The organism is Citrobacter sp. RHB35-C21 (assembly GCF_013816515.1).
Taxonomy (GTDB): Bacteria; Pseudomonadota; Gammaproteobacteria; order Enterobacterales; family Enterobacteriaceae; genus Citrobacter; species Citrobacter braakii.
Window position 1 is genome coordinate 2052474 of sequence record NZ_CP057147.1, and the last position, 13650, is coordinate 2066123.

Annotated in this window: 17 protein-coding genes; 9 read left to right on the plus strand and 8 right to left on the minus strand. The window is 50.9% G+C overall.

Annotation, left to right across the window (positions count from 1 at the left end):
- Positions 1–2 precede the first annotated feature (2 nt).
- Complete coding sequence (locus HVZ39_RS09830) at positions 3–440, plus strand: tail fiber assembly protein (RefSeq protein ID WP_181633545.1); 438 nt, start codon at positions 3–5, stop codon at positions 438–440.
- Here HVZ39_RS09830 and HVZ39_RS09835 read toward each other — a convergent pair.
- The gene (locus HVZ39_RS09835; RefSeq protein ID WP_181633546.1) at positions 412–828 is read right to left on the minus strand and encodes a tail fiber assembly protein; all 417 of its coding nucleotides are present in this window, start codon (positions 826–828) and stop codon (positions 412–414) included. The two genes, HVZ39_RS09830 and HVZ39_RS09835, sit on opposite strands and share 29 nt — an antisense overlap.
- 2 nt (positions 829–830) lie before the next feature.
- Positions 831–1319, minus strand: a complete 489-nt coding sequence (locus tag HVZ39_RS09840) for a hypothetical protein (RefSeq protein WP_181633547.1) — start codon at positions 1317–1319, stop codon at positions 831–833.
- A 47-nt stretch (positions 1320–1366) separates the two neighbouring features.
- Between HVZ39_RS09840 and HVZ39_RS09845 the strand changes: the two genes are divergently transcribed.
- Complete coding sequence (locus HVZ39_RS09845) at positions 1367–1921, plus strand: recombinase family protein (RefSeq protein WP_181633548.1); 555 nt, start codon at positions 1367–1369, stop codon at positions 1919–1921.
- 49 nt (positions 1922–1970) lie between these two features.
- Here HVZ39_RS09845 and HVZ39_RS09850 read toward each other — a convergent pair whose 3' ends face one another.
- Positions 1971–2237 (minus strand): DinI family protein, encoded by a 267-nt coding sequence (locus HVZ39_RS09850; RefSeq protein WP_109017589.1) that lies wholly within the window; start codon positions 2235–2237, stop codon positions 1971–1973.
- A 601-nt stretch (positions 2238–2838) separates the two neighbouring features.
- Here HVZ39_RS09850 and phsA point away from each other — a divergent pair.
- From phsA to HVZ39_RS09885, 7 genes are all read left to right on the plus strand, one after another.
- Entirely contained in the window at positions 2839–5112 is a 2274-nt protein-coding gene (gene phsA, locus HVZ39_RS09855) for a thiosulfate reductase PhsA (protein WP_181633549.1), read from the plus strand.
- Between the two features lie 14 nt (positions 5113–5126).
- Positions 5127–5705, plus strand: a complete 579-nt coding sequence (phsB, locus tag HVZ39_RS09860) for a thiosulfate reductase electron transport protein PhsB (RefSeq protein WP_016153548.1) — start codon at positions 5127–5129, stop codon at positions 5703–5705.
- Positions 5702–6469, plus strand: a complete 768-nt coding sequence (gene phsC / locus HVZ39_RS09865) for a thiosulfate reductase cytochrome B subunit (RefSeq protein WP_181633550.1) — start codon at positions 5702–5704, stop codon at positions 6467–6469. The genes phsB and phsC overlap by 4 nt, the downstream gene beginning before the upstream one ends.
- Positions 6470–6607: 138 nt before the next feature.
- Positions 6608–7780, plus strand: coding sequence for a serine-type D-Ala-D-Ala carboxypeptidase DacD (gene dacD / locus HVZ39_RS09870; protein ID WP_032931656.1), 1173 nt, complete (start codon positions 6608–6610; stop codon positions 7778–7780).
- Between the two features lie 123 nt (positions 7781–7903).
- Positions 7904–8371 (plus strand): DNA gyrase inhibitor SbmC, encoded by a 468-nt coding sequence (sbmC, locus tag HVZ39_RS09875; protein ID WP_016153545.1) that lies wholly within the window; start codon positions 7904–7906, stop codon positions 8369–8371.
- 86 nt (positions 8372–8457) lie between these two features.
- Positions 8458–9516 (plus strand): FUSC family protein, encoded by a 1059-nt coding sequence (locus HVZ39_RS09880; RefSeq protein WP_016156885.1) that lies wholly within the window; start codon positions 8458–8460, stop codon positions 9514–9516.
- 238 nt (positions 9517–9754) lie between these two features.
- Positions 9755–10090 (plus strand): DUF496 family protein, encoded by a 336-nt coding sequence (locus HVZ39_RS09885; RefSeq protein WP_003834176.1) that lies wholly within the window; start codon positions 9755–9757, stop codon positions 10088–10090.
- Positions 10091–10130: 40 nt separating this feature from the next.
- On the opposite strand, the gene HVZ39_RS09890 is transcribed toward HVZ39_RS09885, so the two are convergent.
- The 5 genes from HVZ39_RS09890 to pduT all read right to left on the minus strand — a co-directional run bounded on the left by HVZ39_RS09890 (position 10131) and on the right by pduT (position 13650).
- A complete protein-coding gene (locus HVZ39_RS09890; RefSeq protein ID WP_181633551.1) occupies positions 10131–10997 on the minus strand; it encodes an L-threonine kinase in 867 nt (288 codons plus the stop codon).
- 92 nt (positions 10998–11089) lie between these two features.
- Entirely contained in the window at positions 11090–12304 is a 1215-nt protein-coding gene (locus HVZ39_RS09895) for an acetate/propionate family kinase (protein WP_181633552.1), read from the minus strand.
- Positions 12289–12741, minus strand: coding sequence for a propanediol utilization protein PduV (gene pduV / locus HVZ39_RS09900; RefSeq protein WP_181633553.1), 453 nt, complete (start codon positions 12739–12741; stop codon positions 12289–12291). Before pduV ends, HVZ39_RS09895 begins: the two co-directional genes overlap by 16 nt.
- A gap of 4 nt (positions 12742–12745) precedes the next feature.
- Positions 12746–13096, minus strand: a complete 351-nt coding sequence (gene pduU, locus HVZ39_RS09905) for a propanediol utilization microcompartment protein PduU (RefSeq protein ID WP_016156881.1) — start codon at positions 13094–13096, stop codon at positions 12746–12748.
- Positions 13096–13650: a propanediol utilization microcompartment protein PduT gene (gene pduT, locus HVZ39_RS09910; RefSeq protein ID WP_046275683.1), complete on the minus strand. Its 555-nt coding sequence runs from the start codon at positions 13648–13650 to the stop codon at positions 13096–13098. The genes pduU and pduT overlap by 1 nt, the downstream gene beginning before the upstream one ends.

The following is a 13650-nucleotide window of genomic DNA, read 5'->3' on the forward strand; positions in this document are numbered from 1 at the left end:
TTATGACCGAAACCTATTACTACAGCGCTACAACAGGCGGTTTCTACGCCGAATCTAATAGAGAGCAATTTGAACATTCACCAAGCGGTTGGCCTGATGATGCTCTGGAAGTTTCAAATGAAAAATATGAGTATTTATTTGCTGGTCAAGCGCAGGGGAAGTGTATCGTCCCGGATGAAAATGGCGCACCAACTCTAGTTGATCCGCCAGCACCAACCCAAGAGCAGCTCATAGCAACAGCTGAAGCGGAGAAAAACCACTGTTTAGCCGTTGCTCAAACGACAATTACTGTCTGGCAGACAAAGCTACTGATGGGGCGCAAACTTACGGATGCTGAATCCGCAAGCCTTAACGCCTGGATTGACTATATCGATGCGGTGACAGCAATAGATACCAGCACCGCACCAGACATTAACTGGCCTGTTCCCCCGGAGGGGTAGGCCAGACGGGTTTCGCTGTATCAACGCGCATTAAAAGTACCCGGTATTTTTTCCATTCAGACAACGCGGCGGTTTCTTCTGCCGTCGCGATCTCCGCATCATAAGCATCCTGCAGCCAGGTTATTTCCTTATCAGCAATTGAACGCAATGTTGTTCTTTTCTGTTCAGCCTGGACAATCTGTTGTTCTGCTGAGAGTGGCGGAATATCAATCCATGCAGGATTGCCCTTCTTATCAACACCAAGAGTTTTTCCTTTCGGCGCTGCAGACGTGAAAATTGTCATTGTTTCATCATCAACATCAACGCCGTTTTCAGGCCATGAGCCAGCGCTGATATATACCTCTTTCAGAGCTTCCGGATAGAAAGATCCTTTATAAAATTTATTCATTCTTAATACCCCAGCGCGATAAAACAACAATCTTCCGTACCCTCACCGGATGGCGCCCAGTTCTGAACGCTGATGTGCGTTCTGCTCGCAATACGCACATTCATCGCGGCATTGTAGCCAGATGTTCCACGGTTTCCGGTCGCAAATAAGCCTGCATAGGGAAAAGCAAATGGTAAGGCATATCCAGCATCAGCTCCCTTTTGTGTAGCCACCGTTCCCCACTGCAACATAAGTTTTACTGGGTTTCCTGTCGTCGCAATGCATGGAATGTAGATGTAGCCATTACCTGACATCATTGACCTGAAGCTGTCTAAATCCAGTAACTTCGATGCATTATCTGCTCCAACATCTCGTGTTGCAGCGGTCCCTAACTGGAGCGCATTTCGGAAGGCTGATACATCAGGAATATCAGAACCATTAGCCGATTTCTGCATAGCTCCGGAGGATTTATTTATCGTTTCTCTCAAACCAACGTTTTTAATAATGATCATTTATCGCTCAGGTGGCATGATTCCGGCCTTTTGGATAAAGGAAACTCATGCTTATTGGCTACGTGAGGGTGTCAACAAATGACCAGAACACTGCACTCCAGCGAAACGCGCTGGAGTGTGCAGGATGTGAGCTGATTTTCGAAGACAAGATCAGCGGTAAGGTGTCCGAGAGACCAGGATTAAAAAAGGTGCTCCGGACGCTATCCGAAGGCGATACGCTGGTGGTATGGAAACTGGATCGGCTCGGTCGCAGCATGCGACATCTTGTTGTGTTAGTGGAGGAACTGCGGGAGAAAGGGGTTAACTTCCGGAGCCTGACGGATAGCATCGATACGAGTACGCCTATGGGGCGATTCTTCTTTCATGTAATGGGCGCACTGGCCGAAATGGAAAGGGAGCTTATTGTCGAACGCACCCGTGCAGGTTTAGAAGCTGCGCGCGCGGAAGGTCGCATTGGTGGCCGTAGGCCAAAACTAACGGATGAACAGTGGGCGCAGGCAGGCAGATTAATTGCTGCGGGGGAAACGCGTCAGCGCGTGGCAATAATTTACGATGTAGGAGTGTCAACACTATACCGAAAATTTCCTGCAGGCAGGAGGTAGACATGATGCAGGCCGCCGGTAAAGATCGATGCTGGCAACCTGCACAACTTTACAGCCCAACCTGGCGAACTGTCGGGAACTCAGACACCAGCCACATATCGGCCTCTTCAAACATATCCTCCAGCATGCGGTTCAGCTTTTCCCGATCGCTTTTACTGGCATCGCTATTCAAGCCGTTTGCCTGCATCGGCTTCACCTTCACTTCGGCATCAGGGAAAATCTGGTGCACTCGCTTTGTCAGCTCAGCCAGGATGATCTCTCTGGCGCCAGTTAAACCTTCAACATTTCTCTTGTCGTATATCAGTTCAACAAACATAACTGAATCTCCCACTTACTGTAATTGTATACAGTATTATGCAGGAGGTGGCAGCCAGTCAAATTAAAAGTACAGAGTTTTGAGTACAGTTTTTAGTACATACTTTGAATTCAATGGCGTAAAATCCAATTGAAATCAATTAATTGAAGAGTTATTCCCGTAATCGTGAAAGAGAAAACCAGGTTGCTGCTTGCCGTCATTCATTGTTCAGTTATGTCCGGGATCAATTTAGCGCTCGTCCAAGAATACCAAAAAATAGCGAGGTAATCAGCAAAGCGATTATCAATGCTGAATGATGTACGCAATAAAATTGAGATGAACAGGCTTTAATAGAATTGATTAATAAATTTTGCACTGTTAAGGGAAATTACTGGAATAAATTGTCTGAAATCTATGAGCTGATAAATAATATAAATGAGAACCATTATTGTTATTTGGTGCTGATTTGTTGTGTTCTGGAAATTTTAAAATTCTTTTATAAACAATGGGTTTTTATTTTGGCGGTTAGCTGCTCTATATTCTAATGAAATGTGAGTGAGGTTAAAAATTAATAATTTAAACACCATATAATAATTGGATATATCTAATAACAGGAGGTTATATGAGCATTAGTCGGCGTAATTTTTTGCGAGGAGTGGGTATCGGTTGCTCGGCCTGCGCGATAGGCAGTTTTCCGCCTGGCGCACTGGCGCGAAATTCTCCAGAGAGCATTAAGGGGAAAACATCCCTGACGCCAAGCTTGTGCGAAATGTGTTCTTATCGTTGCCCAATACAGGCACAGGTAATTAATAACAAGACGGTTTTTATTCAGGGGAACCCTAATGCGACTCAACAGGGCACGCGTGTCTGCGCACGCGGAGGCAGTGGTGTTAGCCTGGTCAACGACCCGCACCGTATTGTTAAACCCATGAAACGCATAGGGCCTCGCGGCAGCGGAGAATGGCAGGTTATTAGTTGGGAACAGGCTTACAAAGAAATTGCCGAAAAAATGACGGCAATAAAAGCGCAGCATGGTCCTCAGGGGGTCGTATTCTCTTCCAAATCCGGTTCGCTTTCGGGTCATTTATTTCAGCTGGCAACGGCGTTTGGATCGCCAAACACCTTTACGCATGCGTCGACATGCCCTGCCGGAAAATCGATTGCCGCCAAAGTGATGATGGGCGGCGATTTGGCTATGGATATCGCCAATACCCGTTATATGGTCTCTTTTGGCCACAATCTCTATGAAGGTATTGAGGTTGCCGAAACGCATGAACTGATGACCGCGCAGGAAAAGGGCGCAAAAATGGTCAGCTTCGATCCCCGTTTGTCAGTCTTCTCCAGCAAGGCGGATGAATGGCATGCGCTCAAGCCGGGCGGCGACTTGCCGGTGTTAATGGCCATGTGTCACGTCATGATTAATGAACATCTGTATGACGCGGACTTCGTAGCGCGCTACACCACAGGGTTTGACCAACTGGCCGAAGCGGTACAAGAGACCACGCCGGAATGGGCGCAAAATCAAGCTGACGTGCCTGCTGATGTTATTGTTCGGGTCACCCGCGAAATGGCCGCCTGTGCGCCTCATGCTATCGTCAGCCCTGGCCATCGCGCGACGTTTTCGCAAGAAGAAATTGATATGCGGCGTATGATTTTCACCCTCAATGCGCTGCTGGGAAATATTGAGCGTGGAGGGGGCTTGTACCAGAAAAAAGCCGCGGCAACCTACAATAAGCTGGCCGGAGAGAAGGTCGCTCCGGTGCTGGCAAAACCTGATGCCAAATTGCCCAAGCCAATGGCGCAGCGCATCGATTTGATTGCCCCACAATTCAAATACATCGCGGCGGGCGGCGGCGTGGTGCAAAGCATCATCGATGCCGTGTTAAACCAGACGCCGTATCCGGTGAAGGGATGGATTATGTCCCGCCACAATCCTTTCCAAACCGTGACCTGTCGGCCTGATCTGGTCAAAACCGTCGAACAACTCGATCTGGTGGTCAGTTGCGATGTCTATTTAAGCGAAAGCGCGGCATATGCCGATTATCTGTTACCCGAATGCACCTACCTTGAACGTGATGAAGAAGTCTCTGACATGTCGGGCCTGAATCCGGCCTATGCCCTGCGCCAGCAGGTTGTAGAGCCAATTGGGGATGCGCGTCCGAGCTGGCAAATCTGGAAAGAGCTGGCCGTGCAGTTAGGCCTTGGGCAGTTCTACCCCTGGCAGGATATGCAGACGCGGCAGTTGTACCAGCTTAATGGCGATCATGCACTTTCCGCTGAACTGCGTCAGAAAGGATATCGGGAGTGGGGGATTCCGCTGCTGCTACGGGAACCTGAAGTAGTGCGTCAGTTTGTTGCGCGTTATCCGAGCGCAGTGGCGGTTGACGGCGACGGTACCTATGGCGAGCAACTGCGCTTTAAATCCCCGTCTGGAAAAATTGAACTCTACTCTGAAGAGCTGGAAGCACTTTTGCCTGGCTACGGTATTCCGCGCGCCCGCAATTTTGCCCTCAAAGGCGACAATGAACTCTATTTTATTCAGGGAAAAGTTGCGGTGCATACCAACGGCGCGACGCAATATGTACCACTGCTGAGTGAGCTGATGTGGGATAACGCGGTGTGGATCCACCCGCAAACGGCCCGTGAAAAAGGCATCAAAAACGGCGATGAGATTTGGCTGGAAAATGCGACCGGTAAGGAAAAAGGCAAAGCGCTGGTTACTGCCGGAATACGACCCGATACGCTGTTCGTTTATATGGGATTTGGCGCCAAGGCGGGAGCTAAAACCGCGGCGACGACGCACGGTATTCACTGCGGTAATTTGCTTCCGCATGTTACCAGTCCGGTTTCCGGTACGGTGGTGCACACCGCTGGCGTCACGCTTCGTCGGGCATGAGAAAGGAGAACATCATGAATCAATCAACAAACCCTTATGTCATGCTGCATGACGAGAAACGCTGTATTGGCTGTCAGGCGTGTACGGTTGCCTGCAAGGTACTGAATGACGTGCCGGAGGGATTTAGTCGCCTACAAGTGCAGATCCGTTCACCCGAACATGAACCCGAAGTGCTGTCCCACTTCCAGTTTGTTCGCGTTTCCTGTCAGCATTGTGAAGATGCGCCGTGCGTCAGCGTCTGTCCTACTGGCGCTTCATTTCGTGACGAAAATGGCATTGTGCAAGTGGATAAGTCTCGCTGTATTGGTTGTGACTACTGCGTCGCCGCTTGCCCGTTCCATGTCCGCTACCTCAACCCACAAACGGGGATTGCCGACAAATGTAACTTCTGCGCCGATACTCGCCTGGAGGTCGGACAATCGCCAGCCTGCGTTTCCGTTTGTCCGACGGATGCGCTGAAATTTGGTCGTCGCGATGACCCGGAAATTCAGCACTGGATTAATCAAAAAGAGGTTTATCGCCAGCAGGATACGCGTAGCGGCCCGGTAAGTGTCTATCGGCGTAAAGAGATCCATCAGGAGGGTAATGTATGAATTCTATCTGGGGAGCAGAGCTTCACTATGCGCCGGACTACTGGCCGCTGTGGCTCATTTATGCAGGCGTTATTATTGTGCTGATGATTGCGGGCCTGGTAACGCACGCGCTGTTACGTCGGATGCTGGCGCCCAAAACGGCAACCGGGGAAGAGCATCGGGACTACCTCTATTCGCTGGCGGTCCGCCGCTGGCACTGGGGTAATGCGCTGCTCTTTATCCTGCTTCTGCTGAGCGGCCTGTTTGGCCACTTTTCTGTCGGACCGGTGGCCTTAATGGTGCAGGTACATACCTGGTGTGGCTTCGCATTGCTGGCCTTCTGGATTGGCTTTGTGTTAATAAACGCAACCAGCGGCAACGGCTGCCATTATCGCGTGAAATTTAGCGGGTTGATATCACGCTGCCTGCTGCAAACACGCTTTTATCTGTATGGCATTATGAAAGGTGAGCCGCACCCGTTTGCCGCAACAGCAGAGGACAAATTTAACCCGCTGCAACAGCTGGCCTACCTGGCCATCATGTACGCACTGGTTCCACTACTGATCATCACCGGGTTGGTATGTCTCTACCCGCAGGTGGTAGGGGCGGGGCCGGTGATGCTGGTGCTGCATATGGCGTTAGCGATTGTGGGCTTACTGTTCATCTGCGCGCATATTTACCTGTGCACGCTGGGTGACACGCCAGGGCAAATTTTTCGCAGTATGATCGATGGTTATCACCGCCATCGCAGTCATCACGCAGAGACCGCGCCGCGTAAAGGGTAGTTCCGGCGAGATTTGTCTCTGAAACCCTTTCCTGATAGCAAGAAAATGTGCCTTATGTCACATTTTCTTGCAATTTATCCATGTTTGTTCGACAGAACTTCCGTAAAAAGAACGGCTATTTCTCCCTTTCCTGAGGACATGCTGTTGAAACGCCGTTTGTTTATTGCCGCTTCACTATTAACGATGAGTTTTTCGCCCGCCTGGGCGAGCGATGCCGTGAGCTTCGCCCCACAACCTCCTGCGATTACTGCCGGGGCATGGGTGTTAATGGATTACACCACGGGCCAAATCCTGACAGCCGGTAATGAACACCAGCAGCGCAATCCTGCCAGCCTGACGAAACTGATGACTGGCTATGTTGTCGATCGCGCAATTGACAGCAAGCGTATTAGTCCGACAGATATTGTGACCGTCGGGCGCGATGCATGGGCAAAAGATAATCCGGTATTTGTCGGTTCATCCTTGATGTTCCTGAAAGAAGGGGATCGCGTTTCGGTACGTGACCTCAGCCGTGGGTTAATTGTTGATTCCGGTAATGATGCCTGCGTGGCACTGGCGGATTACATCGCCGGAGGGCAGCCGCAGTTTGTCGCGATGATGAACAACTATGCGCAAAAACTGAACCTGCAGGACACCCATTTTGAAACGGTACATGGTCTGGATGCGCCGGGTCAGCATAGCTCGGCGTACGACCTGGCCGTGCTGTCCCGCGCTATCATCCACGGAGAACCGGATTTCTACCATATGTACAGTGAGAAAAGCCTTACCTGGAACGGCATCACACAGCAAAACCGTAACGGTTTGTTGTGGGATAAAACCATGAACGTAGATGGCCTGAAGACAGGGCATACGTCCGGTGCCGGATTTAACCTGATTGCTTCCGCCGTCGATGGTCAGCGCCGCCTGATTGCGGTGGTGATGGGCGCGGAGAGTGCGAAGGGGCGCGAAGATCAGGCGCGTAAACTGCTGCAATGGGGGCAACACAACTTCGATACAGTACAGGTTTTGCGTAGCGGTAAGCAGGTTGGCACTGAACGGATCTGGTATGGCGATAAAGAAAAAATCAGCCTCGGAACCGAGCAGGATTTCTGGATGGCCCTGCCTAAAGCAGAAGTCCCTAACATCAAAGCAAAATATGTCCTTGATAAGAAAGAGCTGGTTGCTCCCATCGCTGCACATCAACGTGTGGGGGAAATTGAACTCTACGATCGGGATAAGCTGGTGGCGCATTGGCCTCTGGTTACGCTGGAATCCGTCGGCGAAGGCGGCGTTTTCTCGCGCCTGAGCGATTATTTCCACCACAAGGCGTAGTTTTTCCTGATGCGTCTGACTGGCAAGAGTGCGAATCTGCTCACATAATAATCACTATTTCCTTGTGGCCGACATAGCCAGAAATTACACTGTATATAAATACAGTGTAACAGTGGAGGTTGTATGGAGTACGAGATAAAGCTGGTCGAAAAACGCATGATTGCCGGTTTCCATATGGTTGGACCGTGGGAACAAACGGTGAAGCAGGGGTTTGAGCAATTAATGAAGTGGGTCGACGGTAAACAGATTGTGCCGTTGGAATGGATTGCTGTTTATTACGACAACCCTGATGTTGTTCCTGCGGAAAAACTGCGCTGTGATACCGTGGTTTCTGTGCCTGAAGGTTTTGAAATTCCGGAAAACAGCGAAGGGGTGATCCTCACCGAACTGGCGGGTGGCGACTATGCTGTCGCCGTTGCGCGCGTTGAGAATCACGATTTTGCGACGCCTTGGTATCAGTTCTTCGAGCGCCTGTTGCAGGATACGACTTATGCGATAGCCGCTAAACCCTGCTTTGAAGTTTATATGAACAATGGCATGGAGGACGGTTACTGGGACATTGAAATGTACGTGCCAGTGCAGACGAAGTAACTGTTTGGGGTGTAAATCAGGATGATCTTTTCACGCTAAAAACAGGTACAATTCGCTTCTTTGCTATTCCCTGACGGAGTGCATGAGTGCGTGCAGACAAATCGCTGAGTCCTTTTGAAATTCGTTTGTATCGTCATTATCGTGTGGTGCATGGTATTCGCATTGCGCTGGCGTTTCTCCTTACTTTTCTGTTGGTACGCCTGTTAAACATTCCCGAAGGTACATGGCCTCTGATCACGCTGGTGGTGATTATGGGGCCAATATCTTTTTGGGGTAACGTTGTTCCCAGGGCCTTTGAACGTATAGGTGGCACGATCCTGGGCTCGGTCCTGGGACTGGTTGCCCTGCGTCTGGAACTCTTCTCGCTGCCGTTAATGCTGATATGGTGCGCGGTAGCGATGTTTCTCTGCGGCTGGTTGGCGCTGGGTAAAAGGCCGTATCAGGCGCTGCTGATTGGCATAACGCTTGCCGTGGTCGTGGGTGCGCCTGCCGGAGATATGAATACCGCGTTATGGCGCGGTGGTGATGTTATTCTGGGGTCGTTACTGGCGATGCTGTTTACCGGCATCTGGCCGCAGCGAGCATTTATACACTGGCGTATCCAACTGGCGCATTGCGTCACGGGGTACAATCGGGTGTATCAGGCCGCGCTATCCCCCAATCTGCTCGAGCAACCGCGGCTGGAGAAGCATTTACAACAACTGTTGAGCGACGTTGTCAAAATGCGTGGGCTCATCGCTCCTGCCAGCAAGGAAACCCGCATTCAAAAGTCGATCTTTGAGGCTATTCAGACGGTGAATCGCAATCTGGTCTGCATGCTCGAGCTGCAAATTAATGCGCTGTGGGCCAGCCGTACCAGCCACTTTGTCATGTTGAATGCGCATACGCTGCGTGAAACTCAGCTCAGGACCCAGCAGGCACTACTGACAATAACCCACGCCTTGTATGAAGGTAATCCGCAGCCGGTGCTTGCCAATACGGAAAAGCTCAATGACACCGTGGCAGAGCTGCGTCAGCTTATTGCTGAGCATAAAGGCGATAATGTCGCAGAAACGCCCATTCACGGCTACGTTTGGTTGAACATGGAGATGGCTCGACAACTGGAGTTACTTTCACATTTAATCTGTCGCGCACTGCGCAAATAAAGAGCAGATGAGGGGATTGGTTCTACTGCTGCTTCGATTCAGCAAAGATTAGAGGTATGATACTGAAAAAGGCTAAAACCATTGGTAACTGCAATGGTTTTACCCTCGATAACTCAGGTTTCAACCATGCATTGTCGATGCAGATGCAACTTGAAGTATGGCGGGCATGAAAGTAATGTTGACCCACTTTAGCCGTTGTTTTAACGAATCCGAATCTCACATTATCAGGGGTGTAAAAATGGAAACTACCAAGCCTTCTTTCCAGGACGTGCTGGAATTTGTTCGTCTGTTCCGTCGTAAAAACAAACTGCAACGTGAAATCCAGGACGTTGAGAAAAAGATCCGTGACAACCAGAAACGCGTTCTGCTGTTGGACAACCTGAGCGACTACATCAAGCCTGGTATGAGCGTGGAAGCGATTCAGGGCATCATTGCCAGCATGAAAAGCGATTATGAAGATCGTGTTGATGACTACATCATCAAAAACGCCGAGATCTCTAAAGAACGCCGCGATATCTCTAAAAAGCTGAAAGCCATGGGCGAAGTGAAAAACGGCGAAGCGAAAGCCGAGTAACGATTTTATGCTTGTCCGGGTCGCTGCCGTGCGGCGACCCTTATTGCAGTTCGACCCCGCCTGTTACCATGCGTAACAAATGCTGTTCTGGCCAGTGAATCGTAAGTTTTTTCTGCGTCAGCATCCATTTAATGTAATCCACATCATGACGATTTCTGTCCAGCATCAGTCCGACTACGCTGCCGCTGTGCGCGACGTTGACGCCGTATAAATCACATTCTTCCACCAGTGCTAATAGTGAATCAAAATCCGGCTTTGGTAACAGCAGTTGGCTGGCGATTGCGCTAAGCGTAGCCGCTTCTCCCAACCGGTAAGGATTTTGGCTAATACAGGCTTCCTGTACTTTTTCCCATGCCCGTTTGAGGGCCGCAGCTCCCGCCTGCAAGCCGGAATGACGTGGAATACGGTGATAATCCGCGGTACGCAATGTTTCAGGGCTTTCGAGAACCAGCAGATCGAGTTGAGGCTGAGCTTCACAACCAATTTGCGTGGAAGCGTTGTTATGATCGAAAAGGGTTAGCTTACGAAAAACGGTGCTGTCGGTTGGCTCCAGAGAAACGCAAAGCTGCGCCAGTGTTGGCTCGTCCAGTTGATGGCCCAGAAAATGCGCCGCGGCGATGGCCGTGGCGGCAATATCCGCAGTGCTGCTGGCCATTCCTTTCGCGATGGGAATGGTTGACTGAATATCTATCCGGATATCCTGACTGAGATGCGCCGGGTACTGCCAGTGCTGTAATAACCTGTCAACCATTGCCCGAGAAAGTGGACGCTCATCTGTCAGCGGTGAGCCTGAAGTAACCTCAACGGTGCTATACCATTCGACCGGGCAGGAGACCAGTTTCTCACTGCCCAGAATCCAGCCCTGGATAAGTTCTCCGCACGATGCGGGACATTGCGCAACAGCCACGTCTTCACCTTTGTGTTCAGTAATCCTCGGCGCATAGTGTCATGGCGATCGCGCTATTACCATGATTTGCCGCAATTTGCGGTTCGGCAATATCAGGCGGGAATGCCCAATGTCACAGTTTCTGATATCGCTAAACGCATAACGTCCTGGGCTATCATCAGCTCTTCATTGGTATTAATCACCGCCACTTTAACTACCGCATTTTCCGTCTGAATAAAGGTGGCGTTACGCTGATTTTTTTCTTCATCAACGGCCAGACCTAAGAAATTCAGGTTGTGGCAAATCGCGGCGCGAGCACGCGCTGAATTTTCACCAATTCCCCCGGTAAACACCAGCGCATCCAGACCGCCCATCTGCATAATATAGCTGCCAATAGTGGCGCGAATCCGCTCGGCAAAAAGCGTCAATGCCAGTGCTGCCTGGTGATTGCCCATATCTGCGGCATGTTCAACATCCCGGTAGTCGGGTGAAACACCAGAGACTCCGAGTAATCCGGACTCATTGTTGAGCAATTGGTTGAGCTGCTGCGGGGTTTTGCCTTCACGCAGGGCAATCCACGGCAGAATGGATGGATCAATATCGCCACTTCGCGTGCCCATCATTACGCCAGACTGCGGCGTAAAACCCATGGAGGTATTCACCGAGTGTCCGCCTTTGATAGCGCAGATGCTGCTGCCGTTGCCCAGATGACAACAAACAACCCGCAGGGCGCTGAGCGGCACGCCCAGCTTTTCAGCAAGCTGAGCGCTGACATACTTGTGGCTGGTACCATGAAAACCATAACGACGAATACCGAGCTCTGAGTAGTAGCGCCAGGGCAGGGGATAGATGAAAGAAGGCTCATCAAGGGTCTGATGAAAAGCCGTGTCAAAAACCGCAACGGCTGGCGTTTTCGGCAGTAGCTGGCGAAATATCGCAATCCCCAACGCATTAACCGGGTTATGAAGCGGTGCCAGTTCCGCAAGGCGTTCGATTTCCGCCAGTGTTTCATCAGTTACCCGCGCGGAATCTTTGAAGGATTCTCCACCGTGTGCGACGCGATGGCCAACGCCGTCGATCTCTTCCAGACTGCTGATAATATTGTGGCTGAGCAGTTTTTCCAGTAGCAGCGTTACTGCTTCACGGTGATCGGCTACGGGCAAAGTCTCCTGCCATTTTTGCGCTGGTGCTTTTAGGGTGACCTGCGCATCAGACATACCGATACGCTCGATCAGTCCCTGGCAAATCATTTCACCCTGCGGCATCGCCAGAAGCTGAAACTTAAGCGAGGAACTACCTGCATTAATGGCCATTATTTTGTGAGACATGAAGGTTCCTTTGCATTCAGAAAAATGAACATCTCATCGACCCCGGTATTCTCCAGCGCGCTGGTGAAAAATACTTTTTGCGCGCCAGCCTGAACTAACCAACTCTCCACGAGAGAAATACGCTGCGGGCTGGCTAAATCGGCTTTGGTGACGAGGCCGATAACGGGTCGGTTCATCGGGCCAGTAAAACCTGGAGAAAAAGGTGACCACGGCGCGTCAGCATTGAGAACCAGCGCGATGATGTCTGCTTCACAGGCGCTGGCCAGCAGCGCGCTGTACAGGCAGCGGTTTTCGAGATATTCACCCGGTGTGTCTATCGTTGTGGGAGACCAGACAATGGCCTGGGTCTTCTGATAGTGAAGCGCCTCTCCCCGCATGCACTGCGTGAGTGACGTTTTACCGCACTGGCTGGGGCCAATTAGCATTATGCGTTTCATGAGATTATGTCCGGGTGATGGGACAGGCGGTAAAACGCATCATTTCGCCCAGCGTCCGGGTTACCTGTTTCAGCGCGTACTCAACGGCGGAAACATCGCCCGTCAGTACCACAGCGCCGGTAAAACGGTCGAGAAAACCAATCTCTACCGCCCCGGATTTCGTGGCGATATCACAGGCGATGATTGAGGCTTCGCTGGGGGTAATCGTCAGAATACCGATTGCGGAAACCGACTCTGGTAATCCCAGTTTCTTGAACAAATCTTTACCCGGATTAGCGATAAGATGCGCCAACGTAACCTGCTTGCCAGGAACATATTCCTGAATCATACGATCCGTGGTGGGTTGTCTTTCCATTATCCCTCCACCATCTGTCGCCACATGCTTTCATGCGGACGAGGGATGACCGAACGGTAAACCAACAGACCTTTTTCACCCGCACTTTCACTGGCAACTGTCACTGCGTTATTCACATCAGACACATCGCCAGCGACAACCATGTAGCACTTGCCGCCAATACCAAATGCCATATGGACGCGTACCAGCGTGACATTGGAGGCTTTAACCGCACGGTCGGCGGCGCAGATGCAGGCCGCAACGCTCCATGTTTCAACAATGCCCACGGCCTGACGCTTATCCACGCTATTTAGTCCGCTGATCGCAGGAAGTACGCTGGCGTGAATGTTGGGTAGTACCAGACTATCAACGAGCATATCGCCAGCAAGAGAAGTTCCGGTGGCGATCGCCTGTTGTATTGCGCCTACGTCACCACCGAGCATGAGCAGAAATTTGCCCGGGCAGATGGTCTTGCTGACCAGTAAATTCACATTCGCGCTTTTTAACATGGCATCGCCAGCTTCCATTCCTTTGGCAATGCTGGTGAGTTCTAAAATCCCTATAGCCTGAGACAT

Bases quoted from the DNA above. Each gene is read 5' to 3' on its own strand.
- pduT (WP_046275683.1), bottom strand. From the start codon at position 13,650: ATGTCTCAGGCTATAGGGATTTTAGAACTCACCAGCATTGCCAAAGGA.
- pduV (WP_181633553.1), bottom strand. From the start codon at position 12,741: ATGAAACGCATAATGCTAATTGGCCCCAGCCAGTGCGGTAAAACGTCA.
- phsA (WP_181633549.1), top strand. From the start codon at position 2,839: ATGAGCATTAGTCGGCGTAATTTTTTGCGAGGAGTGGGTATCGGTTGC.
- phsC (WP_181633550.1), top strand. From the start codon at position 5,702: ATGAATTCTATCTGGGGAGCAGAGCTTCACTATGCGCCGGACTACTGG.
- dacD (WP_032931656.1), top strand. From the start codon at position 6,608: ATGCTGTTGAAACGCCGTTTGTTTATTGCCGCTTCACTATTAACGATG.
- HVZ39_RS09885 (WP_003834176.1), top strand. From the start codon at position 9,755: ATGGAAACTACCAAGCCTTCTTTCCAGGACGTGCTGGAATTTGTTCGT.
- HVZ39_RS09830 (WP_181633545.1), top strand. From the start codon at position 3: ATGACCGAAACCTATTACTACAGCGCTACAACAGGCGGTTTCTACGCC.
- HVZ39_RS09835 (WP_181633546.1), bottom strand. From the start codon at position 828: ATGAATAAATTTTATAAAGGATCTTTCTATCCGGAAGCTCTGAAAGAG.
- HVZ39_RS09845 (WP_181633548.1), top strand. From the start codon at position 1,367: ATGCTTATTGGCTACGTGAGGGTGTCAACAAATGACCAGAACACTGCA.
- HVZ39_RS09840 (WP_181633547.1), bottom strand. From the start codon at position 1,319: ATGATCATTATTAAAAACGTTGGTTTGAGAGAAACGATAAATAAATCC.
- HVZ39_RS09895 (WP_181633552.1), bottom strand. From the start codon at position 12,304: ATGTCTCACAAAATAATGGCCATTAATGCAGGTAGTTCCTCGCTTAAG.
- HVZ39_RS09850 (WP_109017589.1), bottom strand. From the start codon at position 2,237: ATGTTTGTTGAACTGATATACGACAAGAGAAATGTTGAAGGTTTAACT.
- pduU (WP_016156881.1), bottom strand. From the start codon at position 13,096: ATGGAAAGACAACCCACCACGGATCGTATGATTCAGGAATATGTTCCT.
- sbmC (WP_016153545.1), top strand. From the start codon at position 7,904: ATGGAGTACGAGATAAAGCTGGTCGAAAAACGCATGATTGCCGGTTTC.
- phsB (WP_016153548.1), top strand. From the start codon at position 5,127: ATGAATCAATCAACAAACCCTTATGTCATGCTGCATGACGAGAAACGC.